Source organism: Candidatus Woesearchaeota archaeon B3_Woes (assembly GCA_005222965.1).
Taxonomy (GTDB): Archaea; Nanobdellota; Nanobdellia; order Woesearchaeales; family B3-WOES; genus B3-WOES.
Genome location: NJBG01000001.1, coordinates 603,893 through 629,166, shown reverse-complemented (window position 1 = coordinate 629,166; position 25,274 = coordinate 603,893). Strand labels below are relative to the sequence as shown.

The 25,274-nt window shown below is 29.7% G+C and carries 30 protein-coding genes and 2 tRNA genes; 17 read left to right on the top strand and 15 right to left on the bottom strand.

Annotated elements, in window-relative coordinates; genetic code table 11:
- Positions 1–12 precede the first annotated feature (12 nt).
- Positions 13–345: a hypothetical protein gene (locus CEE44_03380; GenBank protein TKJ17551.1), complete on the top strand. Its 333-nt coding sequence runs from the start codon at positions 13–15 to the stop codon at positions 343–345.
- Between the two features lie 47 nt (positions 346–392).
- Here CEE44_03380 and thiI read toward each other — a convergent pair whose 3' ends face one another.
- The 3 genes from thiI to CEE44_03365 form a co-directional block, all read right to left on the bottom strand.
- Positions 393–1,553: a tRNA 4-thiouridine(8) synthase ThiI gene (gene thiI / locus CEE44_03375; protein ID TKJ17550.1), complete on the bottom strand. Its 1,161-nt coding sequence runs from the start codon at positions 1,551–1,553 to the stop codon at positions 393–395.
- A gap of 77 nt (positions 1,554–1,630) precedes the next feature.
- Positions 1,631–1,894: a hypothetical protein gene (locus CEE44_03370; protein ID TKJ17549.1), complete on the bottom strand. Its 264-nt coding sequence runs from the start codon at positions 1,892–1,894 to the stop codon at positions 1,631–1,633.
- 60 nt (positions 1,895–1,954) lie between these two features.
- Complete coding sequence (locus tag CEE44_03365; protein ID TKJ17548.1) at positions 1,955–2,533, bottom strand: propanediol utilization protein; 579 nt, start codon at positions 2,531–2,533, stop codon at positions 1,955–1,957.
- Positions 2,534–2,618: 85 nt separating this feature from the next.
- Between CEE44_03365 and CEE44_03360 the strand changes: the two genes are divergently transcribed.
- The 5 genes from CEE44_03360 (at position 2,619) to CEE44_03340 (ending at position 8,446) form a co-directional block, all read left to right on the top strand.
- The gene (locus CEE44_03360; GenBank protein ID TKJ17547.1) at positions 2,619–2,903 is read left to right on the top strand and encodes a transcriptional regulator; all 285 of its coding nucleotides are present in this window, start codon (positions 2,619–2,621) and stop codon (positions 2,901–2,903) included.
- The gene (locus CEE44_03355) at positions 2,881–4,047 is read left to right on the top strand and encodes an ATPase (GenBank protein TKJ17546.1); all 1,167 of its coding nucleotides are present in this window, start codon (positions 2,881–2,883) and stop codon (positions 4,045–4,047) included. Before CEE44_03360 ends, CEE44_03355 begins: the two co-directional genes overlap by 23 nt.
- A gap of 43 nt (positions 4,048–4,090) precedes the next feature.
- A complete protein-coding gene (locus CEE44_03350; protein TKJ17545.1) occupies positions 4,091–5,089 on the top strand; it encodes a hydroxyacid dehydrogenase in 999 nt (332 codons plus the stop codon).
- Positions 5,090–5,160: 71 nt separating this feature from the next.
- Positions 5,161–5,565, top strand: a complete 405-nt coding sequence (locus CEE44_03345) for a hypothetical protein (GenBank protein ID TKJ17544.1) — start codon at positions 5,161–5,163, stop codon at positions 5,563–5,565.
- Positions 5,566–5,617: 52 nt separating this feature from the next.
- Complete coding sequence (locus tag CEE44_03340) at positions 5,618–8,446, top strand: AAA family ATPase (protein ID TKJ17543.1); 2,829 nt, start codon at positions 5,618–5,620, stop codon at positions 8,444–8,446.
- Here CEE44_03340 and CEE44_03335 read toward each other — a convergent pair.
- Positions 8,430–8,894 carry a hypothetical protein gene (locus CEE44_03335; protein ID TKJ17542.1) on the bottom strand — a complete coding sequence of 155 codons (465 nt, stop codon included), beginning with the start codon at positions 8,892–8,894 and terminating at the stop codon, positions 8,430–8,432. The genes CEE44_03340 and CEE44_03335 overlap by 17 nt on opposite strands.
- A gap of 6 nt (positions 8,895–8,900) precedes the next feature.
- On the opposite strand from CEE44_03335, the gene CEE44_03330 reads away from it, so the two are divergent.
- Positions 8,901–9,653, top strand: a complete 753-nt coding sequence (locus tag CEE44_03330) for a Nif3-like dinuclear metal center hexameric protein (GenBank protein ID TKJ17541.1) — start codon at positions 8,901–8,903, stop codon at positions 9,651–9,653.
- On the opposite strand, the gene CEE44_03325 is transcribed toward CEE44_03330, so the two are convergent.
- A complete protein-coding gene (locus CEE44_03325; GenBank protein ID TKJ17540.1) occupies positions 9,648–10,157 on the bottom strand; it encodes a hypothetical protein in 510 nt (169 codons plus the stop codon). The genes CEE44_03330 and CEE44_03325 overlap by 6 nt on opposite strands.
- Before the next feature lie 90 nt (positions 10,158–10,247).
- Between CEE44_03325 and CEE44_03320 the strand changes: the two genes are divergently transcribed.
- Both CEE44_03320 and gatE read left to right on the top strand, forming a co-directional pair.
- On the top strand, positions 10,248–11,528 hold the full coding sequence (locus CEE44_03320; protein ID TKJ17539.1) for a Glu-tRNA(Gln) amidotransferase GatDE subunit D: 1,281 nt from the start codon (positions 10,248–10,250) through the stop codon (positions 11,526–11,528).
- Between the two features lie 3 nt (positions 11,529–11,531).
- Entirely contained in the window at positions 11,532–12,929 is a 1,398-nt protein-coding gene (gene gatE / locus CEE44_03315; GenBank protein TKJ17538.1) for a Glu-tRNA(Gln) amidotransferase GatDE subunit E, read from the top strand.
- Between the two features lie 92 nt (positions 12,930–13,021).
- Here gatE and CEE44_03310 read toward each other — a convergent pair.
- A tRNA-Arg gene (locus CEE44_03310) sits at positions 13,022–13,111 on the bottom strand.
- 45 nt (positions 13,112–13,156) lie between these two features.
- Here CEE44_03310 and CEE44_03305 point away from each other — a divergent pair.
- Complete coding sequence (locus CEE44_03305) at positions 13,157–14,044, top strand: hypothetical protein (GenBank protein ID TKJ17537.1); 888 nt, start codon at positions 13,157–13,159, stop codon at positions 14,042–14,044.
- Here CEE44_03305 and CEE44_03300 read toward each other — a convergent pair.
- The 6 genes from CEE44_03300 to CEE44_03275 all read right to left on the bottom strand — a co-directional run bounded on the left by CEE44_03300 (position 14,019) and on the right by CEE44_03275 (position 17,311).
- The gene (locus CEE44_03300) at positions 14,019–14,672 is read right to left on the bottom strand and encodes an adenylate kinase (GenBank protein TKJ17536.1); all 654 of its coding nucleotides are present in this window, start codon (positions 14,670–14,672) and stop codon (positions 14,019–14,021) included. The genes CEE44_03305 and CEE44_03300 overlap by 26 nt on opposite strands.
- Positions 14,673–14,696: 24 nt before the next feature.
- Positions 14,697–14,769, bottom strand: a tRNA-Thr gene (locus CEE44_03295).
- A 45-nt stretch (positions 14,770–14,814) separates the two neighbouring features.
- Positions 14,815–15,360, bottom strand: coding sequence for a hypothetical protein (locus tag CEE44_03290; protein ID TKJ17535.1), 546 nt, complete (start codon positions 15,358–15,360; stop codon positions 14,815–14,817).
- A 13-nt stretch (positions 15,361–15,373) separates the two neighbouring features.
- A complete protein-coding gene (locus CEE44_03285; protein TKJ17534.1) occupies positions 15,374–15,913 on the bottom strand; it encodes a hypothetical protein in 540 nt (179 codons plus the stop codon).
- Positions 15,914–15,979: 66 nt separating this feature from the next.
- Positions 15,980–16,618, bottom strand: a complete 639-nt coding sequence (locus CEE44_03280) for a hypothetical protein (GenBank protein TKJ17533.1) — start codon at positions 16,616–16,618, stop codon at positions 15,980–15,982.
- Positions 16,619–16,702: 84 nt separating this feature from the next.
- Positions 16,703–17,311, bottom strand: a complete 609-nt coding sequence (locus CEE44_03275) for a hypothetical protein (protein TKJ17532.1) — start codon at positions 17,309–17,311, stop codon at positions 16,703–16,705.
- Positions 17,312–17,392: 81 nt separating this feature from the next.
- On the opposite strand from CEE44_03275, the gene CEE44_03270 reads away from it, so the two are divergent.
- From CEE44_03270 to CEE44_03260, 3 genes are all read left to right on the top strand, one after another.
- Positions 17,393–18,592: a translation-associated GTPase gene (locus CEE44_03270; protein TKJ17531.1), complete on the top strand. Its 1,200-nt coding sequence runs from the start codon at positions 17,393–17,395 to the stop codon at positions 18,590–18,592.
- Between the two features lie 47 nt (positions 18,593–18,639).
- Entirely contained in the window at positions 18,640–19,290 is a 651-nt protein-coding gene (locus CEE44_03265; protein TKJ17530.1) for a hypothetical protein, read from the top strand.
- Positions 19,291–19,357: 67 nt separating this feature from the next.
- The gene (locus CEE44_03260; GenBank protein TKJ17529.1) at positions 19,358–20,017 is read left to right on the top strand and encodes a hypothetical protein; all 660 of its coding nucleotides are present in this window, start codon (positions 19,358–19,360) and stop codon (positions 20,015–20,017) included.
- Positions 20,018–20,104: 87 nt separating this feature from the next.
- On the opposite strand, the gene CEE44_03255 is transcribed toward CEE44_03260, so the two are convergent.
- From CEE44_03255 to CEE44_03245, 3 genes are read right to left on the bottom strand one after another with little or no spacing between them, the layout of a single operon-like run.
- A complete protein-coding gene (locus CEE44_03255; GenBank protein TKJ17528.1) occupies positions 20,105–20,491 on the bottom strand; it encodes a hypothetical protein in 387 nt (128 codons plus the stop codon).
- A gap of 3 nt (positions 20,492–20,494) precedes the next feature.
- Positions 20,495–20,893 (bottom strand): hypothetical protein, encoded by a 399-nt coding sequence (locus CEE44_03250; GenBank protein ID TKJ17527.1) that lies wholly within the window; start codon positions 20,891–20,893, stop codon positions 20,495–20,497.
- A gap of 3 nt (positions 20,894–20,896) precedes the next feature.
- Positions 20,897–21,526: a GTP-binding protein gene (locus CEE44_03245; GenBank protein TKJ17526.1), complete on the bottom strand. Its 630-nt coding sequence runs from the start codon at positions 21,524–21,526 to the stop codon at positions 20,897–20,899.
- Positions 21,527–21,622: 96 nt separating this feature from the next.
- Here CEE44_03245 and gatC point away from each other — a divergent pair, with 96 nt between their 5' ends.
- From gatC to CEE44_03225, 4 genes are read left to right on the top strand one after another with little or no spacing between them, the layout of a single operon-like run.
- A complete protein-coding gene (gene gatC, locus CEE44_03240; protein ID TKJ17525.1) occupies positions 21,623–21,907 on the top strand; it encodes an Asp-tRNA(Asn)/Glu-tRNA(Gln) amidotransferase GatCAB subunit C in 285 nt (94 codons plus the stop codon).
- Positions 21,908–22,447: a hypothetical protein gene (locus CEE44_03235; protein TKJ17524.1), complete on the top strand. Its 540-nt coding sequence runs from the start codon at positions 21,908–21,910 to the stop codon at positions 22,445–22,447.
- Positions 22,377–23,843, top strand: a complete 1,467-nt coding sequence (locus CEE44_03230) for an Asp-tRNA(Asn)/Glu-tRNA(Gln) amidotransferase GatCAB subunit A (protein ID TKJ17523.1) — start codon at positions 22,377–22,379, stop codon at positions 23,841–23,843. The genes CEE44_03235 and CEE44_03230 overlap by 71 nt, the downstream gene beginning before the upstream one ends.
- On the top strand, positions 23,840–25,249 hold the full coding sequence (locus tag CEE44_03225; protein TKJ17522.1) for an Asp-tRNA(Asn)/Glu-tRNA(Gln) amidotransferase GatCAB subunit B: 1,410 nt from the start codon (positions 23,840–23,842) through the stop codon (positions 25,247–25,249). The genes CEE44_03230 and CEE44_03225 overlap by 4 nt, the downstream gene beginning before the upstream one ends.
- The last annotated feature ends 25 nt before the right edge of the window (positions 25,250–25,274 follow it).

Genomic DNA, 25,274 nt, shown 5'->3' with positions numbered 1-25,274 from the left:
AGAGGTGGTAATATGAAAAAAACAATATTTAGTTTAGTTGCTCTTCTTTTGTTGAGTTTAAGTTTGGTTTTAGCTCATGGAGAAGGGATGTTTGAAGGAACAACAGAGACTGGGAATTCTTATGACCAGCATATGGGAGAAATGATGAAAGATGGTTGTGGAATGATGGACCATTCTTCATTTAAAAATAAAATAGGAGGAGGGAATATGGTATGTGGAATGGCAAGTACTGGAATGTTTAGTTGGGGTTTTTATAAATTATTTTATTTCGCAGTGGCTGTATTTATATTTTCAGTAATTTTTTGGTTGACTCATAATTGGTTAGTCAAACATAAAAAGAAATAATATAATTATTGGGGGGGGTTTATTTAAACATAAAACCAAGAAATAATTCAGAATTTTTTTATTTCTTCATTCTTAATAGCATTCTCTACTAATGTTTTGATATCAAATCCGGATTCGATTTTTTTTAAAGTGTTTATATCTGATTTAAGTATAGGGTGTTTTGGTAGGAAATAAGTGCAGCAATCTGGATAGGGTTGTGCTGAGATATTATATGTTTCAATTTTCTTGGCGATATCTATTATCTCCCTTTTATTCAGTCCAATTAATGGTGAAAATATGTTTTTATTTGATGCATGATATGTTGCATTTAGGTTTTCTATTGTTTGTGAAGCTACTTGTGATAAGCTATCTCCAACAACTAAAAATTTGGCTTTGTTTGCTTCTGCTATTTTAGATGCTATCCTTAACATAAATCTTCTATAAATGACCATTCTTGTTTCTGCTTTTGTTTTTTTAATAATTTCTTTTTGAAGTTTTTCAAAAGGAATTATGTAAAGTAGTGTTTTTGTTTGAAATTTGGATAGTTGTTTGGATAATTCAATTATTTTATTTTCAACTGCAGAAGTTGCTTGGTTTTTGTTTTGAAAATGAACTAAGATTACTTGGCAACCCCTTTTCATCATAAGATATGATGCAACTGGGCTATCAAACCCTCCTGATAATAATGCAACAACTTTTTGATTTGGATTTGTTGGAAGTCCACCAACCCCTTCAATAGATTCATAAGAAATATATGTTGTTTTATGTGAAATTTCTATTTTTAATATTAAATCTGGATTTGTTAGTTTTACTTTTTTATTATAAGCATTTATTATTGCTTCTCCTAGTAATTCGTTTATTTTCATAGAGTTTAGTTTGTATTGTTTATCGTGGCGGTGTGTGTCTACCTTAAATGTTGAGAAAGTTGTTTCTTTCAGGAAATCAATAACTTCTTTTTTTAGTTTTTTAAAATCTAAACTTGCTTTTTTTGCAAAAGAAAAATAAGCAATACCTGGAATTTTTGAAAGAATATCTTTTAGTTTTGAATAATTTTCCCCATCAATTGTTAAAGTGATTTGTCCAACTTCTCTTTTGATTGATTTTACAAGTTTTCCTGTTTTTTTCTTAATATTATTAATTAGAAGTCTTTCAAAATGGCCTCTATTTTTTCCTTTTAATCCTATTTCATCATAATGTATGACAATACTATCAAATTTATTTTTAATCATACATAAAGAATAATCTAAGCTTTTTTTAAACCTTTCTGTAATTTAGTTTATATAAAAATAATTAAAAAAAGAAATTATTATAATCTTCCTTCTAAATCCACACTCAGCTTTTCTACTACTGATTGAAAGAGTTGTGTTCCTTCTGCTAATTGTTTTTTTCCAGCTTCGATGGCTCTTGTTGCAATAGGATTTTTTTTATCTGATTTTTCAAATTTCTTACTATATTCATCAATCACAAACTCCTCAGCATATGTTCTAAGTCCTCTTCCTTCTGGTACATAGACAAAATATCTATCGTTTTTATGATGCCCTAGAATTCCATCCTCATTAGCATCAAGCATTACTCTGACCCTTTTTCTCCCATCATAGATATCTATTCTGTAGTCATATTAGTGTATGTTTTATTTCACTAATCTTCCTTCTCCTACTGAATCTATCCAAACCGCGTTTCCTTCATCTCTATCTAGGTGAACTGCTAATTTATATTTAGGAGAAACCCTTACACTTATATCTTTGAATATGGCTGGTCTTTCTCCTTTTATAGAAATACTAACTTCTTCTTTATCTTTAATGCCTAATTCTTTTGCGTCTTCTGGAGTACAATGCAAATGTCTTCTTGCAATCATTACTCCTTCTTTTATTTTAATTGTTTCTTTTAGTCCTTTAATTTTTAATTCTGGAGATTTTATAATATCTCCTGAGTGTCTTAGTTGTAAATCTCTTAATCCAAGTTTGATCATATCTGTAAAAGATAGTTCAACTTGTGTCTTTTTCCTCACAGGACCAACAATTTTTAGGATTATTTTGTTTTTCTCATTTATTAGTTCTACTGTTTCTTTTGCAACAAATTCTCCTGGCTGACTAAGATATCTTAATTCTGTTAGTTCGTATCCTTTTCCAAATAGTTTGTTTAAATGTTTTTGAGAAAGATGGATATGTTTGCTTGATATCTCTATTGGTATTATATATTTTTTAGTCATTTTATTTTTAATGTTTTAGAATTTTATAAGCCTTTCTATATAAAACAGGAACATTTAAATAGTTGAGCATGTATTCAATTATAATATGCAACAAATTAATAGAAAAGTAGTAGATTTTTTTTCAGCGTTGTCTGATGAGACAAGACTTAAGATATTAGGAATTTTGATGGAAAAAGATAAAACAGTAGGAGAGATTCATAAAAGTGTAGGGGATAAAAAACTAACTTTGTCTGCTATTTCACATCAATTAAAACATCTTTCTCTTTTGGGAATTGTCGTTTATGAAAAAAAAGGGAGAGAAAAATATTTTCATTTATCAGATAAATTTTGTTGGTGTATATTAAAGGATGCTTTTAAACATTTCAAATAAATATAAGATGAAACCAGATAAAACAGATCCAATTTGTGGGATGAAAGGCCATATTAAAGCACATGGCCATTATTTTTGTAGTCATCGCTGTATTGAAAAGTATGAAAAGCAAAACAAGATAAAACGTTGTTTGAGTTGTGATATTAAAGGTGGGCATAAGCCCTGGTATAAAGAAAGGCTTTATGTTGTTGGGTTAATAACAATTGCTTTGATTTTAATAAGTTATTTAATTCCTGCGTTAAGTAAATTATATGATTCATTTATAGATTATTTTAAATTGATTTGGTGGGCAATCCTTCTTGGGTTGTTTGTTGGTGGAATAATTGATCATTTAATTCCAAGAGAATATATATCAAAGTTTTTGGCTACTCATAAGAAAAGGTCTATTTTTTATGCTGTTGGTTTTGGGTTTTTAATGAGCGCGTGTAGTCATGGAATACTTGCTATTGCTATTCAATTATATAAAAAAGGGGCTTCTACTGCTTCTGTAATTGCTTTTTTATTAGCTTCACCATGGGCTAATCTGCCAATAACAGTCTTGCTTTTTGGATTTTTTGGTTTAAAGGCATTATATTTGGTTGTGTCTGCAATAGTTATTGGTATAATAACTGGATTTGTTTATCAGTTATTAGATAGAAAAGGTAAGATAGAAAAAAATCCTAATAGTGTAAAAACAGATGGAAAATTTTCAATAAAAAAGGATATGAAAAAAAGGTTCGAAAATCATAAATTTTCATCAAAAGATATCACAGGAGTATTAAAAGGTTCATGGGCTTTGGCTAAAATGGTTGTTTGGTGGATTCTTATTGGAATGATATTAGCTGCTTTTGTAAGAACATATGTTCCTCATGAATTCTTTATGAAGTTTATGGGACCAACATTAATAGGATTAGCTATAACTCTAATTTTTGCAACTATTATTGAAGTTTGTTCAGAAGGAAGCTCTTTCTTGGCTTTTGAGATATTTAATCAGACTGGTGCTTTTGGAAATAGCTTTACATTCTTAATGGCTGGTGTTGCTACAGATTATACAGAGATTGGATTAATTTGGAGTAATATTGGGAAAAAGACTGCTTTATGGTTACCTGTTATAACTATACCTCAAATTTTTATCTTGGGTTATTTGTTTAATTTATTATTATAGAATAAACATAAAACTTATATAATTCAAATTATAGATTATATTTATGAAAATAGCGTTTTTTGGGGTAAAGCCCTGGGAAGAAAAGTATTTAAAGAGGAAATTAAGTAAGCATAGTTTAAAATTTTTTGAAGAACCATTAGGTAATTCAAATATATCCAAGATAGAAGATTGTCAATCAATTTCTGTTTTTATTTATTCTAAGATTGGTTCAAAGATATTGAATAAACTTCCTAAATTAAAGATAATTACAACAAGATCTACTGGGTTTGATCATGTTGATGTAAAAGAGTGTAAAAAAAGAAAGATAATAGTATGTAATGTTCCATTTTATGGAGAAAACACTGTAGCAGAGCATACTTTTGGGTTAATATTGGCTTTGTCTAGGTACATACATAAATTGTATGTTAGAACATTGAAAGATGATTTTTCTATTGAAGGTATGACTGGTTTTGATTTGAAAGGAAAAACAATAGGGGTTGTTGGTGCTGGTCATATTGGTATACATGTTATAAGGATTGCAAATGGTTTTGAGATGAATGTTCTGGTTTATGATGTGAATAAAGATTTAAAATTATCTAAGAAGCTTGGTTTTTATTATGTTAGTTTAAATGAATTGTTGAAAAAATCTGATATTGTTTCATTGCATGTGCCATATAATAAAAATACACATCATTTGATAAACAAAAAAAATATTAAGTTGATGAAAAAAGGGGCTATTTTAATAAATACATCCAGAGGGGGGTTGATTGATACAAATGCTTTATTATTTGCTTTAGAAAATAAAATATTAGGTGGCGCTGGTTTAGATGTTATTGAAGGTGAAGAGTTGATTAAAGAAGAAAAACAATTGCTTCATGAGACTGGGAATGTCGATAAGTGGAGAACAATTGTAAGAAATCATAAGATATTTAGAATGGAGGATGTTGTGTTTACCCCACATAATGCATTTAATAGCAGAGAGGCTTTAATGAGGATATTGGATACAACAATAGATAATATAAAATCTTTTTCTAGTAAAAAACCAATAAATATTGTTAAATAGAATATAAGATATTCTAGTGAATAATAAAAAACTTTAAATACCCCTACGAAATTCTGATTTTGGTGATAATAATGCCTGTTTTAGGAATAAACTTTACAAAAATAAATGCTGAAAGAAAAGCTGCAATAAGTGGAAAGATTAATATAAATAACAATATCGTTGTGACTGATGTTAAAAAACATGATTTTAAATTATCTGGTCAGGAATCTGTAAGAATTGAATTTAAATTTAATGCTGATTATAATCCAAATATAGGATCTATAATGATTGAAGGAGAGACAATAATTGTTGACCAACAAAAGAAATTAGAAGAAATTCTTAATCAATGGAAAAAAGATAAGAAACTTCCAGATGATGTTTTGTCTCAGGTAATGAACAGTTTGCTTACAAAATGTAATGTAGAAGCATTAATTGTCGGTAGAGAGGTTGGATTACCACCAACCCTGAACATGCCTAAAGTTAAGACAACAAAATAAAAACGAAAGTTTTATTTAATATTATTCTATTAGGTTAATAGATGGGGCTTTTATGAGCAAAGAAATAAAATTAAAAGTTGTAGAAGCTGTAGCAGATGATGTAGAGAAAGGTATAGTCAGAATTGATTCTAATTTTATGAAAGAGACTGGAATAAAGCCAGGTGATATTATTGAAATAAATGGTGATAGAAAGACTGTTGCTGTTGCTGATAGAGCTTATCCAGGAGATATTGGTCTTAATATAATACGGATGGATGGAATTATAAGAAAAAACGCCAAGACAGGTATTGGTGAATTGGTTGGGATAAAAAAGGCTGAAATAAAAGAAGCAAAGAAAATTACAATAGCGCCGTCTAGAAAAGGGGTTATTGTAAAGGCATCTTCTAATTCTTTTAAACAAGGATTACTCGGTAGAGCCGTTATTAAAGGAGATATTATATCTATGGGTGGTACAAAAAGGAGACGTACTGCAATGGCTGATAATCCAGATAATCCTTTTTTTGATGATGTGTTTAAGGGCTTTCTTGAAGATAGCTTTAATGTTGGTTTTGGTTTTGGTGACCTAAAATTTGTTGTTGTTGATACTAATCCCAAAGATGCTGTTATAATAACTGAATCTACTGAAATAGTTCTTAATCCTGAAGCTGTAGAAGTCAAAGAAGAAATTGTTTCGGATGTTAATTATGAAGATATTGGTGGATTAAATAATGAGATTAAAAAAATAAGAGAGATGGTAGAGTTGCCATTAAAATATCCTGAGATATTTGATAAATTGGGGATTGAACCTCCAAAAGGGGTTTTATTGCATGGTCCTCCTGGGACTGGTAAGACTTTGCTAGCTAAAGCTGTTGCAAACGAATCTGATACTCATTTTGCTGTTATAAATGGTCCCGAGATTATGTCAAAGTTTTATGGAGAATCTGAACAGAATTTACGTAAATTCTTTGAAGAGGCTGAAAAGAATGCGCCTTCTATAATATTTATTGATGAGATTGATTCATTGGCTCCTAAAAGAGAGGAAAGCAAAGGAGAGGTTGAGAGAAGGGTTGTTGCTCAGTTGCTTGCTTTAATGGATGGTCTGAAATCAAGAGGCAAGGTTGTTGTAATTGCTGCAACAAATATTCCTAATTCAATAGATCCTGCTTTAAGAAGGCCTGGAAGGTTTGATAGGGAAATTTCAATTAATGTTCCTAATAAAAAAGGGCGTTTGAATATATTAAAAATTCATACAAGAAACATGCCTTTGGAAGGATCTTTCTACAGCGATATTGCTGCAAAAGGATTGATTAAAAAGATAGATGAAAGATTTGATGGATTAAATAAAGAGGTTGAGTTGAATAAAAATAGAATTTTAGATACTAAATCTGATATAAAAAAACTTCAAACTAAATTAAAAGAGTTAGAGGAGATGAAGAAAGGGAGAGATGCATCTCTTGTTGGACAGACTTTAAATTTGATAAGTCAAGTTAATAAAAAAATTGATTCTAAGAATAATGAACAAAAAGACTTAGAGAAAGAGTTGGTTAAATTAGAAAGAAGTATTAAGAAAATAGATGAAACTAAGAAATTGTTAGAAAAGAAAAAAAGTCTCCTTAATGATAGTATTGATTCTATAAAATCTATCGAACATATTAAAGAGATATGGAGTGAAAAAGAAAAAGATGAAAGAAATATATTTATTGAACTAAAGAAATGGAAAGTATCAGAAGAAGTACAATTAATTATTACTGATTTAATAGAATTGAAAGTAGTAAATAAAGAATTTTATCAATCTATAAGGCAGAATGGAATTCCAAGAGATTTAGAAAATATGGCTGATATAACATATGGTTTTGTTGGTGCTGATTTAGAAGCATTGGCAAAAGAATCTGCTATGGTTGTTTTAAGAAAGGTTCTTCCTGATTTAAAATTAAAAGATAATCAATCGCTTTCGAAAGATGTTTTGGAAAAATTAGTAGTAACTCAAAAAGAGTTTAGGGAAGCATTAAAGATGGTTAGACCTTCTGCATTGAGGGAGGTATTAATAGAAAAACCAAATGTAAAATGGGAGGATATTGGTGGATTGGATAAAGCAAAAGAGAGTTTAGAAGAAGCTGTTGAATGGCCTCTTAAAAATCCAAAAGATTTCAAAAAGATGGGAATAACTCCTCCAAGAGGTATTTTGCTTTATGGTGCTCCTGGAACTGGTAAAACTTTACTAGCTAAAGCTGTTGCAACAGAGAGTAAAGCTAATTTTATACTTGTTAAGGGTCCTGAATTATTGTCAAAGTGGGTTGGTGAATCAGAAAAAGCTGTTAGAGAGATTTTCAAAAAGGCCAGGCAAACCGCCCCTACAATTATTTTCTTTGATGAAATTGATGCATTAGCACCAAGAAGGGGGGTTAATCAAGGGAGTCATGTAATTGAATCTGTTGTAAATCAGATTTTAACTGAGTTAGATGGATTGGAAACATTAAATGATGTTGTTGTTTTAGCTGCTACAAACCGGCCAGATATAATTGATTCTGCTTTGTTAAGGCCAGGAAGATTTGATAGATTGATATTAATTCCAATACCTGATAAAAAAACAAGAGAAGAAATATTTAAGGTTCATACAAAAGGGATGCCTTTAGAAGGTGTTGATATTAAAAAGTTAGTTGAGAGAACAGAGGGTTATACTGGTTCTGATATAGAAGCTTTATGTAGAGAGGCAGCAATAAATGCTTTGAGAAAAGATATGAATTCAAAGGAAGTTACAATGGCAAATTTTGAGAATGCTTTAAAAGAAATTGGTCCTTCTGTAACAAAAAATATTGAAAAAAAGTATGAAGAGCTTAAAGATAGTTTGAAATCTTCAACAGCTAAACAGATGGAAGAAGAGTCTCCTAGTTATTTTGGTTAAATACAATTTCAACTTCTTTTTCCATGCCTTTAATATGGTCAAAATTAGAAAGTTCTTCTGGTGTTATCCATTTGAAGTCTTCAAAATCATTTGAAAGTTTAACATCATCTGATTTAGATTTAATTTCAAAGCAAAAACCAATAACATTGTGACCATCGGGTCTTACAAAAGTAAAATCTTTTATGTATCTTTTGTTGTCCTCTATTTCTAAACCTACTTCTTCTAGTACCTCTCTTTTAAGAACATCCATAATTGTTTCACCTTTTTCAGATTTTCCACCAGGAAAAACCCATTTTCCTGGATAAGCAATCTCATCTTTATTCCTTTTAACTATCAAGAATTTATCTCCTGATTTGCTTTTAATAAAAGCATTAATAGCAACAATGTGTTTTTTATTTTCCATAAATCTGGTGAAAATGTTAAAGTTTATAAAGTTTTGTTCTATCATTTATTTATGGCAAAATTAACTCAAATAAAGAGATTTCTTGATAGAGAATTAGAAGTTAAGAGAATATCAGATAGTTCGAGGAATGGTTTACAGGTTAAATGTAAATCTGAAGTTAAAAAAATTGGATTTGCAGTTGATGGTTGTTTGTCTACTTTTGAAAAAGCGAAAAAAGCTAAAGTTGATTTATTGATTGTTCATCATGGGATTAAGTGGAAACCTCAAAAATATATAAAATTGACTAAAGATAGAGAAAATTTTCTTAAAAAAAATAAAATTTCTTTATATGGGGCACATTTGCCTTTAGATAGAAATCATAAATATGGGCATAATATTGGATTAGCTAAAATTTTAGAGTTAAGTAAAATAAAAAGATTTGGTTCTTATCATGGTTTTAAGATAGGTTATAAAGGTATATTTGATAAACCTAAAACCCTTAATCAAATTTCAGATATATTAAACAAAGAATTGAAAACAAAGTGTAGAATTTTTTCTTTTGGAAAAACAAAAATAAAATCAATTGGTATTGTTTCTGGTGCAGGAGCAGCATCAATAGAAGATAATGTAAAAGAAAAGTTAGATTGTTTTTTAGTTGGAGAAATTAATTTAGGTGAATATAATAGAGCTAGAGATTATAAATTAAGTATGATTGTTGGAGGGCATTATGCAACAGAAACTGTTGGTTTGAAGTTATTGATACCCTTTATAAAAGAAAGATTTAATGTACAGACTGTATTTATAGATAATAAAGCAGATTTATGATTTTTCTGATCCTTGGACTAAAACTGTAACTTTTCTTTCTCTATTATGATCTAGTTCTACTAACATAATCTCCTGCCATCTTCCTTTAGCAAGTTTGCCGTCTTTTATGATTAATATTATTGAACAAGGTAAGATCATTCCTTGGGAGTGTGCATGGCCATTTTTACATTCAGAAATGATTCCACAAGAATCTGGTTCGCATAAATGTGTATTGCGTTTTCCATTTGGATTATTAGAATCTTTTATATCATTATGACCATATTCGGCATTAGGATCTGCAAAATTGTCTAAAATTTTTTGAAGGTCTCCTTTTTCTCCTATTAGTTTTTTTTCGTTTTCATTAACCCACACGCTGCATGTTGTGTGGTGTGTTTGAATAACAACAAAACCAGAATCAATATTGGATTCTTTAATAAAATCTTCAATATTAGAAGTAATTGTGATGAAATCCAGTCTTTTTTTGGTTTTATAATCAAATGTTTTTGATTTAGATATGAAATTCATTAGAACAATATTCAAATCAGTAATATAAAAACGTTATGAATTAATAAAGAACCAAAATACTTAAATAACTAAACAATCTAATTAGTTTATATGGCAGATACAAAAGCAGGCGATTTAGTAAAGATTACAACAAAAGATGGTGTGTTTGAAGGTATTTTAATGCCTCGTCCAGATGTTCTTGAGAAGGACATTACTGTTATTAAACTGGATAATGGATATAATATTGGTATTAATAATAAGAAGATAAAAAAGGTGGAGTTAGTAAAAAAATATTCTCCTAAGAAAGCTTCAAAATCAGAATTAAAACCAAAAAAAGGTTTGCCTAATGTAACTATATTGTCAACAGGAGGTACAATTTCCTCAAAAATTGATTACAAAACAGGTGGTGTTTATGCTGATTATACTGCAGAAGATTTTGTTTCTATGTGCCCTGAATTAGTTGAGATTGCTAATTTAAAAGCTAAAAAAATACTATCTGTGATGTCTGAGGATATGAATGGAAAAGATTGGGTCTTAATTGCAAAAGAGGTTGAGAAAGAGCTTAACTCTGGTGCAGATGGTGTTGTTGTAACACAAGGAACAGATACATTGCATTTTACATCAGCTGCGCTATCATTTTTATTAAAAGATTTATCTAAACCAGTTGTATTAACAGCTGCTCAGAGAAGTATTGATAGAGGAAGTTCTGATGCTTTTATGAATTTGATTTGTGCTGTGACAGCTGCTGCTAAATTTGATGGTGCTGAAGTTATGACTTGTATGCATGGAACAACAAGTGATGATTATTGTTTATTGATCAGAGGTACAAATGTTCGTAAAATGCATACTTCAAAAAGAGATGCTTTTAGGCCTATGAATGAATTACCATTAGCAAAAGTGTTTGAAAATGGAAAAATAGAAGTAGTGAATCAGAATTTTATGAAAAGAGGTAAATCTAAGGTTAAAGCTATTGATAAGTTTGAAGAAAAGGTTGCTTTAATCAATGTTTATCCTGGAATGGATCCAGAAATAGTTGATTTTTATGTAAAAAAAGGTGTTAAAGGAATTGTTTTAAGTGCAACTGCTTTAGGTCATGCACCTCAAAAATTATATCCTAACATAGAAAAAGCGATTAAAGCAAAAATTCCTATTGTAATTGCTTCCCAAACTTTATATGGAAGGGTCCATCCATTAGTTTATTCTGCTTTAAGAATACTCTCAATTAAATTAAAATGTATTTTTGTAGAGGATATGTTGCCTGAAGTAGCTTATGTTAAGTTGGGTTTTGTGCTATCACAAACAAAAGATTTAGACAAGGTAAAGGAATTAATGTTGACTAATGTTTCTGGAGAGATTACAGAAAGAAGTGATGAAAAAAGCTTCTTATATTAAAAAATGGATTATCAGAAATTAGGATTTAAATGTGGATTAGAGATACATCAACAATTAGAAGGTAAAAAATTGTTTTGTGATTGTCATACTATTAATTCTAAGGAAAAACCTGATGTTCATTTTGAAAGGAGATTAAGAGCTGTTGTTGGAGAAACAGGAGAGATTGATATTACTGCAAAATATGAGATGGAGAAATCTAAAAAATTCATTTATGAAGCTGATTCTAAAGATTGTTGTTTAGTTGAGATGGATGAAGAGCCACCACACTCAATAAATAAAGAAGCTGTTGATGTTGTACTACAGGTTGCTTTGATGTTAAAAGCCAAAATTGTTGATGAAATACAAGTTATGAGGAAGACGGTTATTGATGGGAGTAATGTTTCTGGTTTTCAGAGAACTGCTTTGGTTGCTTATGGTGGTGTTGTAGAAACTTCAAAAGGCAATGTTGGAATTCCAACTATTTGTTTGGAAGAAGAGGCTGCTCAAAAAGCAGAGGAAACTAAAGAATATACAAAGTATAGATTAGACAGATTAGGGATACCATTAATAGAGATAGCAACTGATCCTGATATAAAAGATAATGAACATGCAAAAGAGGTTGCTGAGAAGATTGGCATGATTTTAAGGAGTACTGGAAAAGTTAAGAGAGGTATTGGAACCATACGACAAGATGTGAATGTTTCTATTAAGGGCAAATCAAGAGTTGAGATGAAAGGTTTCCAGGATTTAAGATCAATACTAATTATAATTGAGAAAGAGGTTAATCGGCAAATTAAACTTAGTAAATCTTCTCCTGAAGTTAGAAAGGTTAATTCTGATGGAACTACAAATTATTTAAGGCCTATGCCTGGTGGGGCGAGGATGTATCCTGAAACAGATGTTATTCCGTTAAAGGTTTCTGTAAAAGATATAGCAGATGCTCCTGAATTGATTCATGAAAAAGCAAAAAGGTTTGAAAAATTAGGTTTAAATAGAGATTTAGCTAATTATTTTGCAAAAAACAACGCAGATGTGTTTGAAGATGCTGTAAAAAGATTTAAAAATTTAAAGCCTTCTTATATCGCGTCAATTTTTACTTCTCTTAAAGATATTAGTAAAAAGTATAATGTTGATTTTGATAAATTGACTGATAAACTGGTTTTAGAAGTGTTGTTATATGTAGATAAAGGTCAAATATCAAAAAATATGATTGCAGAAGTTATAGTTGATCATTCAAAAGGCAAGTTTGATGTTAAAAAGTATAAATCAGCTTCAAAAGGTGATTTAGAAAAAGAAATTAAAAAGATTGTTGAAGGAAAGCCAGGGTTAAGTATTGGAGCTTATATGGGAATTGTTATGGGCAAATACAAAGGAAAGGTTGATGGCAAAACAGTTATGGATATTCTTAAGAAATTGGTTTAAACGCACCCAGGAGGATATAAACCAAGTGCAAAATCACTTGACACTTTGTGGGTTTCCTAGCTTTACTCGTCAAGCTCACTTATTAAGATAAACGCGCCCAGGAGGATTTGAACCCCCGACCTATTCCTCTCTTCTGATAATATTAGGAGGGAATCGCTCTATCCAGACTGAGCTACGGGCGCATATAATGAATAAATTTATATTGTTTTAATAAGCTTTTCATTATTATGTATAGAATAAAGAAGAAACCAGAAGATTTTGTAGTAAATGAAATAACAAATATTAGATTAAATGATAAAGGGGTTTATTCTGTTTTTTTGCTTAAGAAAAGGGATTATACAACTGAAAGAGCTGTTCAGACAATTGCTAATAAATTAGGAATACCTAGAAAGTTTATTAGTTATGCTGGGAATAAGGATAAGATTGCTGTAACAACTCAGTATATTTCTATAAAAAATTCTAGAATAAAAGAATTGGAATTAACGGATATTTTTTTGGAGTTTAAAGGGTATTTAGATAATCCAATTCTTTTGGGTGATTTAGAAGGAAATGAATTTGTTATTAAAGTTATAACAGATAGAAAACCAAAAAAGATTGCTAAAATGATTAATTATTTTGGAGAGCAGCGGTTTTCTAAAAACAATAAAGAGATTGGCAAATTAATTATAAAAAGGGATTTTAAAAAAGCTGTAGATCTTATTATTAAAAATAATGAAAGATTAGTTGAAGAATATTTATCAAAAAAACCAACTGATTATATTGGTGCTTTAAGAAAAATTCCATTAAAAATATTAAAATTGTATGTTCATTCTTATCAATCTTATTTATGGAATGAGATGGTCACAAAATGCAATACTAAAACTCTTCCTATAATTGGTTTTGGTACTGAAGTTACAGAAAACATTAAAGGAATTCTTAATAAGGAGGGAATTACTACTAGAGATTTTATTATAAAACAGATACCTGAATTAAGTTCAGAGGGTAATGAAAGAGATGTTTTTGTAGATATTAAGAATTTAGAAATTGAAAAAATAGAAAAAGGATATATTCTAAAGTTTATGTTGTCTAAAGGGAGTTATGCTACTGAAGCTATAAAGCAGATTTTTCCTGAATAGGATCTAAGATTTTAATTACTTTTTGTACAATACTATCTATATCTTCAGTATTCGCATCAATTGTTTTTAACAAACCTTTTTCTTTATAATATTTTATTAAAGGTGCTGTTTGTTCTTCATAAATTTTTAATCTTTTTTTGACTGCTTCTGGTTTATCATCATCTCTTTGGTATAATTCACCACCACATTTGTCGCAAACATTTTCTACTTTTGGTGGGATATTGTTAATATTAAAGATAGCACTACATTTTTTGCAGATTATTCTTCCACCTACTCTTTGTATTATTACAGATTCATCTGCAGTAAAATTAATTACAACATCTATTTTTGAGAATTCGCTTAATGCTTCTGCCTGAGGGGTTGTTCTTGGAAATCCATCGAGAATATAACCTTTTTTAACGTCGTCTTTAGATAACCTATCTTTAACCATATTTATTGTGACTTCATCAGGGACTAATTTTCCCTGATCCATATATTTTTTAGCTTCTTGGCCTAAGTTTGTGTTGTTTTTTATATTTTCCCTAAAAATATCTCCTGTAGAAATATGAAGGATTCTGTATTTTTCTTTAATTCTGCTTGTGTATGTTCCTTTTCCAACACTTGGTGGTCCTAAAAAAACTATATTCATTGTACAACCTCCTTTAAGATAAAAAGCCTCCGATGGGAATTGCACCCACGACCTGCAGATTACAAGTCTGCCGCAATAGCTACTATGCTACGGAGGCATATCTATTTGAGTTAATATATCATTTAAAAATCTTACTAAATTCTTAATGTGTTGGAAATGTTGTTGCTGGTTTAGTCCACGCAACATCGCTATATCTATACAGATTTAAGAATGATCTTATTCTGCTGTGAAGATCGTTTACATCTCCTATTACATTGCTTGCATATCCTTCTGTATATGGTTTGAATATATATTTATTAAAGAATGTTCTTAAAAAATAAAATAAAGGTTTTGTATCCCATCTGTTTTCATAGTCTGTTTCAACATAACCATCAAAAATAAAATCAGCTTTTCCTTGATTCATTTTTACTTTTACTTTGTCAACTTCAACATCAACTTCTTTTATATCTGTTAAAATAATCCTTAATTTAATGACATTATTAGCATAATCTGTTATTTTTTTCCATGGTTCCATTTCCCATTCAATAAATTTCCCGTCTTTAGTTACGTTTTCAATCATTCTTCTCTCTCTTTTATCATATCCTTTTTCCCTTAGCCAACCATCCACTAATTTATATAATTCTGAAACTTTGAATAAGCCTTCATAGCTTAAACGCATCTTGTCAATTACAACTTCTCTTTCAGCCATTTAAATCACCATATTAATACATATCATAATATGCATTGCCTTTTGCTTCCATATCAAGATATTCTTTTGCTATTGTTTGTAATTTGTAGATTCTATAGTAAAGTTCGTCCCACCACACAGACATTACTCTTTCTTCTTTTAGTATAAATAAAGAATAGACATTATACAGCATTTTTCCAAATCTAGATTTTCCAAACATTCCTGTGTAATCCATCTCCATATCTCCATCAATTTCTATTTTTAGTCTGCATTTAGTTAATTTTACTTTTTTACCATCTTTTATAACTTCGATATCTTGAGCATCAAAAATATGGAAAAAAACTTTTATATTATATTTTACATACTCATTGACTCTTCTCCAAGCACTCCATTTGAATTCATATTCTATACCAGCAGCAGTACCTGGTCTTATCCTAGATGTTGGTTCATCAAAATAGTATAAATTGTCATAGAACCATCTTTGCATATTTTGGTACAATCCATCTAGATTTATTATACCTACTTTTTGTAGTACAAGCTTTCTTGTACTGATTTTTTTGTCATAATCTCCCATATCTAATAAACATAGGAAATTATCTTTATAAAAGTTTTGAAATTATACATTATTTAGATAATATAATTAGGCTATTCCTTCTTTTTCTCCAACCCCTTTTTCATGCCAATATTGCCCTCCTTCTGGTTCTGGCATATATGTTCTCATTCCTAAGAAAGTTTTTACCATTTCTTGTACTCTATATGTATCTCTATAAAGAGTCATTCTGTGTTTTTCTAGCTCTGCTTTGAAGATTCTTTTGTGGAAAACAGTATTAATGTGTTTTAGTAAAGGGTGGTCTCTCCATCCTTTTCCTTTTTCGTGATTATAATCCATCTCTAAATATGATTGGAACATAAGTTCTAAATCTGCGTTTTGTGTTTTAAATTTTTTTCCTTGGCGCATTACTTCAATATCTTTTGCACCAACAACATGCCAAAAAACATCAAGATCATATCTATAATAGTTGTTGCCACTAGGAATTTTTTTGAATCTCCACCATATCCACATCTCTTTTCCAATTGGTGCCTCTCTAAGAAGATAGAAGTGTTCTGGCCATTTAGGGTCGTCTCTTGCAATATATTTTTCTTCAATAAACCAATCATGAAGCATCATATATAAGTTTTTCATATGAAATTCGTTTCTATATCTAATTCTTGCTTCAGCAGCTTTAATCGTTATTCTATCAGTATATACATGTTTTGCTCTTGTATAATCCTCTGGCATAATCTATTTTTGAGTATTTATTGTTTATAAAATTATCTAAAATTTGTAATAATTTAATTTTTTAATTTATGAGAAACTAAAGATTTATGCTGCCATATCTTCAACTAAATCTTCTTCATGATCTGTTGTTTCTTTAAGAATCTCCAATTCATCATTAAATTCCTGGATAAACTTTTCATATCCTTTCTGTTCTTCTATGAAATCAGAAGATTTCATCATTTCAGGAATAATCAATAAATTTGAAAGTATTGTTTCTTTTATTTCATCAGCATCTTTAACAAGATTGGATGTTCCAGAAATTTTGGCTAAATCGTCAATAATTTTATCTATAAGAATTTTCATACCAATAGCATATTTAGATACTTCTTTGAGGTTGTTTTTCACAGATTTTTTAATGTGATTAATTTGTTCATTTTCATTGAATATTGAATCAATAATATCTTTTAAACAAATTCCTAGATCTTCTGTATCTTTGATTAGTCTTTTACCATTTATAATAATATTATATTGAAATGGTTTGTTGTTCTGGAAAAGTTTACTTTTTCTTACATTAAGCTCGAATTTTGCTGCAAGATTTTTTAATCTTTTTATATCTCTTTTTATTAGAATTTCATATCTGTTAGTTTCTATAAGATATTTTTTTGGTTTTTTGTGATGTAGTCTAAATGCAATAAAATCTTTTACTTTTCTCATAATAATCCTATAATAGTTATTTTATTTAATATTTTCTATTAAAGCATAATTTATATAAATAATAGATAATAACTATTTTATATGTTGGTGGGAATAGTAGGAAAAGCGAATGTTGGAAAATCTACATTCTTTAAGGCAGTTACTCTAGCAGAAGTTGAAATAGCAAATTATCCTTTTGCAACAATTAAACCAAATCATGGAACTGGTTATGTGAAAATTGAGTGTGTTGATAAAGAGTTTAATGTAAAATGTAATCCAAGATTTGGATATTGTGTGGATAATAAAAGATTTGTGCCTGTGGATATGTTAGATGTTGCTGGATTGGTGCCTGGTGCACATGAAGGGAAAGGGATGGGTAATCAATTTTTAGATGATTTAAGGCAAGCGGATGTTTTAGTGCATGTGGTGGATATTTCTGGTTCAACAAATGAAAAAGGAGAAGTAGTAGAACCTGGAGAATATGATCCTGCAAAAGATATAAAATTTTTAGAAGAAGAGCTTGATTATTGGTATTTGAGTATAATAAAAAAAGGATGGGAAAAATTTGCAAAAGAAGTTCAACAAACACATAAAGAGGTTGATAAATCTCTTTCAAAACAATTATCTGGATTGAGTGTAACAGAAGATATGATCAAAGATCAGATTAAGATTCTTGGTGTTGATCCTTCGAAACCAGTAGGATGGTCGGAAGATAATTTGTTTGAATTGGCTAAAAACCTTAGAAAGATAACAAAACCTATGATTATTGCTTGTAATAAGATTGATATTAAAGGGGCTGTGGAAAATTTTACAAGAATTGAGAATGAGTTTCCAGACCATATGTTAATTGCGTGCAGTGCAGAATCAGAATTGGCATTAAAAGAAGCTGCAAAGGATGATTTAATTAAATATATACCAGGAGAAAATTCTTTTGAAACAATAGATGAAGGAAAATTAAATGATAAACAAAAATCAGCTTTGGATTTTATTAAAGTGAATATATTAGATAAATATGGTTCAACAGGGGTTCAGGAAATATTAGATAAAGCTGTTTTTGAATTATTAAATTATATTGCTATATTTCCAGGAGGAGTTAATAAATTAGCAGATCAAGATGGAAATGTGCTGCCTGATTGTTTTTTAATGCCTTTTAATTCAACTGCAATAGATTTTGCATATAAGCTTCATTCAGATTTTGGAGATAAATTTATACGTGCTATAGATGTAAAAACAAAAATGACTGTAGGTAGAGATCATGTGTTAAAAAACAAAGATGTTATAGAAATTATTAGTGATAAATAAAATATCTTCCGAAAATTTTATAAATATCAAAAACAGTACATGTCTGTATGTGGATTGCTAAGGTAAAATATAAACATGATTGCATTCTTGGAAACAGATGCAAGAAATTTAAAGTTGCTTTACAGTCAGTAGCATTTTCTGTTTTTAGGAAAAAAGAAAAAATTATTGCTTCTTCTATGCATTATATGTCTGGCGATCCAAAAAAAATTGAAAGATTTGTTAAAGATTTGAAGAAAGATAAAAAGGTAATAAAACTAGAGAAAAAAGGAGATATGTTTTTTCTTTTAGAGAAAGCAGATAAAAAAGCAGTTGCTAGTTATATACCAAAAATAATTTTTGTTAAACCTGTTTTGATGGATATAAATGGATATGAAACATGGGAAATTGGTTCTTGGGAAAGAGAGGAAGTTTCTAGGTTTATTAAAAATGTTAAAAGAAAGACTGAAAATTTTAAATTGATTAAATTCCATAATGTGAATATTAATAATGTGTTTTTTCCAAGATTCATGCCTAATCTAACAGAAAAACAAAAAACAGTTATAGAACTTGCTATACAAGAAGGTTACTATAAAAATCCTAGAAAAATTGATCTTAGAAAACTAGCTAAAATTAGGGGTGTTTCTCTTTCTACATACCAGCAACATTTAAGAGTTGCTGAGGAAAAATTAATTCCGAATATGCTTACTTATTCTAAGTAAGAATACCGTACATGTTTGGTGAAAAATATAAATAATATTTAGTTTCTACTTAGTAGTAATTAAATAAATGAAAATGGGGAACTATCAAAAACATTTAAAGATGATGAAAGAAGGATGCTATTCGCAGTTCCTTAAAGAGGAAGCTGAGAAGAGAAGCAGGATAAATACAGGCATTACTAGTCCTTTAAGAGGAGTTGGTAGAATAGCTGAAGTAAGAGCAACCGAGGATTTAATAAATTTAAATCTGATAGGTAGTGATAGATATAAAGGTATTGAGTTTAAAGATCCGTTTTTTGAATATGATGAAGGGAGGGGGATAATTGGGTTTAGAATTCCAGCATTTTTTTATCTTAATAGTGAACCATCAGTAGTTGTGATTTTAGATGAAATTGTAAGATATTCTGGAAGTAAGTTAAGACAAGAAGTACTAATGGAAATTGTAGGGAGAAAGGAGATAAATAAGAATTTACCCCTTTATATAAAGGAGATTAATCTTAATAATAGTGGGTGGGCTGTTGAGGATTTTATTGCTCTTGAATTTGAGATATACCATAAAGACGGAGATTTCTCTTCATTTAGAAAAGAAGATGCATTATCACTCAATGAAAGAGGTATAAGAGATTTAGTTAATGCAACGTATGAGTATCTTGAATTAACCATAGGCGGAAAAGTTGAGAGTGCAGAAGAAAGAGCATTAGAGGAGTTAGCAAGAAAGTTAGTGGAATAGACAATCTAAATCTGATAAAAAAATAATTCGAGAAAGAATTAAAGAAAATAAATTTTGCATTTGATTATGTATAGATACAATAAAGATTTATTTTCTTGCTCTTAATTTTTTAAAGGATTCTACTACATCAATCATATATTTTCCTTCTTCTAATTTAAATATCAAAGGGTCTCCTTTAAATAAATGAACCAAATCAAGTTCGTATTGTCCTGGTTTTTTTATTTTTATAGATTCTAAATCGAGAATAACCGGTTCTCCTTTATTCTTGTCCACTCCAACTAAGTCAAATACATCATCTTCTATTTGATCTTTTTCTTTTTCGCTTAGATTTACCTTAGAAACTATTTCTTTAGATTTTTCAAACTTTTCTTTTTTAATAAAAAAGAAAAGTCTACCACCACATTTACATCCTTTTAATATTTCTGCTGCTCCGTCATCATAGAATGTTCCGCATCTAACGCATTGGTGTGGCATTTTTTATTTTTTTTTATTTTTTTTCTTTGTTGTTCTTATATCTTTTGTTAGAAGTTCGATTTTCTTAGGATCTTTTTTTATCTCTTTTACAATATTTGCTGGACCTATTATTGTTAAACCTTGTTTGTTGCCAAGCAAAACATTAGCAATTCCGTCTCTAAATGCCGTTAGGGCGTTGGTTTTAGATTTTTCAGATTCTAGAACAGCTAATTCAATTCCTTTAAAATCTTTATTGATTTCTTCCATTGTTGCCTTAATTAATTCTGCTTCTTCTTCTTTGGATAGTCTGCCTTGTAATAAGATTATTTTGTTTTCCTTTGCAATGTTGAGTAATTTTCTTATTTTACCTACAGAAGTCAAATTTCCGATTTCGCTATAAGGTAGTACTTGTAATGTTAACATTTTTTAGACCAATTTGAATAAAGCTTTGTAAAAATCATCAATTTTATTTCCATATTTAGCACTTATTCCTACTACGCCATATTGTGGGAATGCTGATTCTATTTTTTTGATATTTGATTTTTTTAAATCTATTTTATTAGCAACTACTAAGACTGGTATTTTTCTTGCTTGTAAATTTCCTATTATGGTAATATTTACCTGATCATAAGGGTCTTTTGTAGAATCTAATACTACTACTACTACTTCCATTTCATCAAGCCATTTTATAGCATCTATAACTCCTTTTGTGGCTTCTTTTGATCTTTTTTTTGCTTCTTTTTCTTTCATGCCGGTTTTCATGAAATCTTCATAATCAATTTTTGTTGCAATACCTGGTGTATCTACTAAGTTAAAACTCAATTCTTTTCCATTGCTTTTAATGTCGATTTGCTCTTTTATCTGAATTTCTCTTGTTTCGTGAGCAACATTAGAAACAGAACCCATTTCTTCCCCTAACCAATCTTTACAAATTTTATTTGCCAGAGTTGTTTTGCCGCCGTTAGGGGGTCCATATAATCCTAGTTTAAGATTTTTTTTCTTCTTAAAGATGTCTTTTACAAATTTATTTAAAAAATTTTTAAATGTTTTTATCAATCATATCACCACTTGGTCAAAATTAGATTTATTTTCTTTATATACTTTTCGTTTTTGGATAACTTTTATAAAGAAAGAAAATATTTTTCTTTGTACATGAAAGTAGATAAAGATATTATTAAAAATGTTGCAGAACTTGCCAGGTTAAAGTTAACTGATAAAGAAATTTTGGGTTTTGTAAAGGATTTCAAAGAGATTTTAAATGGTTTTTCTGTTATTGATAAATGTGATGTAAAAGGATTAAAACCTAGTTTTCGGCCTGTTGAAATAAAGAACATTATGAGGGATGATTTAGTTGAGGATTCTTTTAGTCAGGAGGATGCTTTATCTAATAGCGAACATAAAAAAGATGGTTATTTTAAAGGACCGAGGGCTGTTTAAATGAATATTTTGGGTATATGTGGAAGTCCTAGAAAAGGAAATACTGAATTTATGTTAAATTCTGTTCTTGACTTTGCAAAAGAAAGAGGGGTTGAAACAGAACTTCTTTTATTAAAGGGATTAAAGATTGAGAATTGTACAGGATGTGATATCTGTTTTAATGAAGGAAAACCTTGTTATATAAAAGATGATTTTTCAAATGTGTTGGATAAAATGCTGGATTCAGATGCAATTGTTTTTGGAAGCCCTAATTATTTTAAGAATGTTAGTGGTTTGATGAAAACTTTTATGGATAGAACAAATGAAATAGTAAAAGATTCTAAGCTTGGTGGTAAAAATGCTGCTTTTGTTTGTGTTGGTGGACAATCTATTGATAATACAATGTTTTGTGGTGATATATTTTCTGAATTTATAAAAGAGCATAAGATGAATTTGATTGGGAGTGTTATTGCAAAAGCAGAAGCCCCTAATGATCTGCAAAAAAATGACATGGTTGTTGATGAGTGTAAAAAACTTGGTGAGAAACTTGCAGGCAATTGATTTTATAAAAAAAATAAAAAATAATGAAATTGATGTTGTTGAACATACTCATAAAGTTATTGATGAATCTAAGAAAATAGATAAAGAATATCATTATTTTAATGTTATTTCAGATGAATTAGCTGTTAAACAAGCAGAATTAGTTAAGAAAAATCCATCAGGTAAATTAGCCGGATTGCCTGTTTCTGTCAAAGATTGTATTTGTGTTAAAGGAGTTGAAACAACATCTGGGAGTAGAATATTAAAAGGTTATAAGCCTGTATTTGATGCTACTGTAATTAATAAGATTAAAAAAGAGGGTGGAATAATTATAGGGAAAGTTTCACAAGATGAATTTGGTTTTGGTGCATTTAATGTTAATGTTGGTTTAGACTTTAAAGTTCCATTAAATCCTTTTGATAAAGGTTGTGTTTGTGGTGGAAGTAGTGGGGGAAGCGGAGGCATAACTCAAAAAACAGGTTATCCCCATATAAGTTTAGGAGAATCAACAGGGGGGAGTATTGTAAATCCTGCTAGTTTTTGCGGGGTTGCTGGTTTGTGTCCTACTTATGGTCGTGTTTCTAGGTATGGGTTATTGGATTTTGCGAATTCATTAGACAAAATTGGTCCTATGGGAAAAACAACTTCAGATGCTGCTTTAATGTTAGAAGTGATTTCTGGTTTTGATGAGAATGAATCTACTTCATTAAATTCTCCTGTTGATAAATATTTAGAATATGCTAATAAAGATGTATCTGGGATGAAGATTGGTGTTATAAAAGAGGCATTTAAAGGTGATGGTGCTGTTGAAAAACATGTTTGGGATGGAATTAAAAAACTTGAGAGTAAGGGTGTTAAGTATGAAGAGATTTCTTTACCAACTGGAATAAAATATGGTGTTCCTGCTTATTATTTTTTATCAACATCAGAAGCTTCAACTAATCTTGCAAAATATTCTGGAATGAGATATGGAAAGCATGAGAAACTTGAAGGAGGATTTAATGAATATTTTACAAAAGTTAGAAGTTCTAATTTTGGTAGTGAAGCTAAAAGGAGGATTATGTTGGGTACTTTTTCTAGGATGGCTGGTTATAGGGATGCTTATTATATCAGAGCTGCACAAATTAGAACAAAGATAATTCAGGAATATAAAAAAGCGTTTAAGAAATTTGATGCTTTAGTAAGTCCAACTGTTCCAATTCTTCCTCCAACATTTAAGGAAGTTGATAAATTAAGTGTTTTAGATAATTATATGATAGATGAGTTGACTGTTGGTCCTAATTTGGCTGGAATGCCTCATTTAAGTGTTAATGTTGGTTTTGAGAAAAAATTGCCAGTTGGAATGATGCTTATTGGTGATCATCTAATGGAGAAAAAGATTATCCAGTTGGGAAGTGGTGTTGAGGTTTTGAAATGAAGAAGTTTACATCAGATGTTGTGATTGGGCTTGAGATTCATGTAGAATTGGCTACAGATACTAAATTGTTTTGCGGATGTTCAACTCATGGAGATGATAAACCTAATTCAAGAACTTGCGAGGTTTGTCTAGGGCATCCTGGTTCAAAACCTGTTCTAAATAAAAAAGCAGTTGATTATGCTCTTAAGCTGGGTTTGGCTTTAAATTGTAAGGTTGCTCCTGAGTTAATTTTTTCTAGAAAATCTTATTTTTATCCAGATATGTCAAAAAATTATCAGATTACCCAGTATGAGATTCCATTAGGAGAGAAAGGAAAGCTTAGATTAAATTCTGGTAAAACAATTGGAATTACAAGGGTTCATATGGAAGAGGATCCTGCATCATTAGTGCATCCTTCTGGAATGCAAAAGAGTTCTTATGTTTTGGTTGATTATAATCGTTCTGGTGATCCTTTGGTAGAGGTTGTTACTGAACCTGATTTAAGTTCTCCAGAAGAAGCACGTGATTTTATGAAGCAATTAATTCTAATTTTGAATTATTTAGAGATATTTGATGTTAATAGGTGTATAATTAAAGCTGATGTTAATATCTCTATTAAAGAATCTAATTATACAAGAGTTGAGATTAAGAATATAACTGGATTTAAGGATATTGAAAGGGCTCTTAATTATGAGGTTGAGAGGCAAAAGAAAAATATTAAAGAGATTGTTCTAGAAACAAGAGCATGGGATTCTGACAAAGGGATTACGTTTTCTTTAAGAAAGAAAGAAGTAGAGGTTGAGTATGGTTATATTATTGATCCTGATTTGGTCAGAATTGATTTAGATTCTAAATGGATTAGTTCAATAAAAAAAGATATGCCTGAATTGGCTGAGGAAAAATTAAAGAAATATGAAAAAGAGCATGGAAGTGTTCAGTCTATGGCTGTTATTGCTAAAGATTTGAAGCTTGCTAAGTTTTTTGAGGAAGTTATTTCAGATAAAAAAGTAGATCCTAAATTGGCTTCTCATTGGGTTGAGTTAGAGTTGAAAAGAGTTTTGAATTATAATAAGAAAAAACTTGGTGATACTAAAATAAAACCAAAACATGTTGTTGATATTGTAAAATTAATTCAGGATAAAAGAATAACAGAGCAAACAGGCAGGAGATTAATTGAAAAGTTGGTTGAAAAAGATTTTGATATTGAAGATTATGTTAAAAAAGAAGGTTTGGAAATTATTTCTGATGAAAGGGGCGTAGAAAAGGTTTGTAAAGAAGTGATCAAAGATAATGCTTCTGCTGTTGAACAGTATAAAAATGGTGAAGAAAAAGCTATTCATTTTATTATTGGCCAGATTATGAGGAAAACCAAAGGAAAGGCTAAGCCTGATTTGGTTAATACGCTAGTTAGAGAATTAATTAAATGACAAATAGTTCTTTTATCTAATAAAC

Bases quoted from the DNA above. Each gene is read 5' to 3' on its own strand.
- CEE44_03230 (TKJ17523.1), top strand. From the start codon at position 22,377: ATGATCTGCAAAAAAATGACATGGTTGTTGATGAGTGTAAAAAACTTG.
- CEE44_03325 (TKJ17540.1), bottom strand. From the start codon at position 10,157: ATGAATTTCATATCTAAATCAAAAACATTTGATTATAAAACCAAAAAA.
- thiI (TKJ17550.1), bottom strand. From the start codon at position 1,553: ATGATTAAAAATAAATTTGATAGTATTGTCATACATTATGATGAAATA.
- CEE44_03360 (TKJ17547.1), top strand. From the start codon at position 2,619: ATGCAACAAATTAATAGAAAAGTAGTAGATTTTTTTTCAGCGTTGTCT.
- CEE44_03350 (TKJ17545.1), top strand. From the start codon at position 4,091: ATGAAAATAGCGTTTTTTGGGGTAAAGCCCTGGGAAGAAAAGTATTTA.
- gatE (TKJ17538.1), top strand. From the start codon at position 11,532: ATGGATTATCAGAAATTAGGATTTAAATGTGGATTAGAGATACATCAA.
- CEE44_03305 (TKJ17537.1), top strand. From the start codon at position 13,157: ATGTATAGAATAAAGAAGAAACCAGAAGATTTTGTAGTAAATGAAATA.
- CEE44_03370 (TKJ17549.1), bottom strand. From the start codon at position 1,894: ATGCTTGATGCTAATGAGGATGGAATTCTAGGGCATCATAAAAACGAT.
- CEE44_03330 (TKJ17541.1), top strand. From the start codon at position 8,901: ATGGCAAAATTAACTCAAATAAAGAGATTTCTTGATAGAGAATTAGAA.
- CEE44_03320 (TKJ17539.1), top strand. From the start codon at position 10,248: ATGGCAGATACAAAAGCAGGCGATTTAGTAAAGATTACAACAAAAGAT.
- CEE44_03285 (TKJ17534.1), bottom strand. From the start codon at position 15,913: ATGGGAGATTATGACAAAAAAATCAGTACAAGAAAGCTTGTACTACAA.
- CEE44_03270 (TKJ17531.1), top strand. From the start codon at position 17,393: ATGTTGGTGGGAATAGTAGGAAAAGCGAATGTTGGAAAATCTACATTC.
- CEE44_03355 (TKJ17546.1), top strand. From the start codon at position 2,881: ATGCTTTTAAACATTTCAAATAAATATAAGATGAAACCAGATAAAACA.
- CEE44_03235 (TKJ17524.1), top strand. From the start codon at position 21,908: ATGAATATTTTGGGTATATGTGGAAGTCCTAGAAAAGGAAATACTGAA.
- gatC (TKJ17525.1), top strand. From the start codon at position 21,623: ATGAAAGTAGATAAAGATATTATTAAAAATGTTGCAGAACTTGCCAGG.
- CEE44_03225 (TKJ17522.1), top strand. From the start codon at position 23,840: ATGAAGAAGTTTACATCAGATGTTGTGATTGGGCTTGAGATTCATGTA.
- CEE44_03280 (TKJ17533.1), bottom strand. From the start codon at position 16,618: ATGCCAGAGGATTATACAAGAGCAAAACATGTATATACTGATAGAATA.
- CEE44_03365 (TKJ17548.1), bottom strand. From the start codon at position 2,533: ATGACTAAAAAATATATAATACCAATAGAGATATCAAGCAAACATATC.
- CEE44_03335 (TKJ17542.1), bottom strand. From the start codon at position 8,894: ATGATAGAACAAAACTTTATAAACTTTAACATTTTCACCAGATTTATG.
- CEE44_03345 (TKJ17544.1), top strand. From the start codon at position 5,161: ATGCCTGTTTTAGGAATAAACTTTACAAAAATAAATGCTGAAAGAAAA.
- CEE44_03265 (TKJ17530.1), top strand. From the start codon at position 18,640: ATGTGGATTGCTAAGGTAAAATATAAACATGATTGCATTCTTGGAAAC.
- CEE44_03300 (TKJ17536.1), bottom strand. From the start codon at position 14,672: ATGAATATAGTTTTTTTAGGACCACCAAGTGTTGGAAAAGGAACATAC.
- CEE44_03255 (TKJ17528.1), bottom strand. From the start codon at position 20,491: ATGCCACACCAATGCGTTAGATGCGGAACATTCTATGATGACGGAGCA.
- CEE44_03290 (TKJ17535.1), bottom strand. From the start codon at position 15,360: ATGGCTGAAAGAGAAGTTGTAATTGACAAGATGCGTTTAAGCTATGAA.
- CEE44_03340 (TKJ17543.1), top strand. From the start codon at position 5,618: ATGAGCAAAGAAATAAAATTAAAAGTTGTAGAAGCTGTAGCAGATGAT.
- CEE44_03380 (TKJ17551.1), top strand. From the start codon at position 13: ATGAAAAAAACAATATTTAGTTTAGTTGCTCTTCTTTTGTTGAGTTTA.
- CEE44_03250 (TKJ17527.1), bottom strand. From the start codon at position 20,893: ATGTTAACATTACAAGTACTACCTTATAGCGAAATCGGAAATTTGACT.
- CEE44_03275 (TKJ17532.1), bottom strand. From the start codon at position 17,311: ATGAGAAAAGTAAAAGATTTTATTGCATTTAGACTACATCACAAAAAA.
- CEE44_03260 (TKJ17529.1), top strand. From the start codon at position 19,358: ATGAAAATGGGGAACTATCAAAAACATTTAAAGATGATGAAAGAAGGA.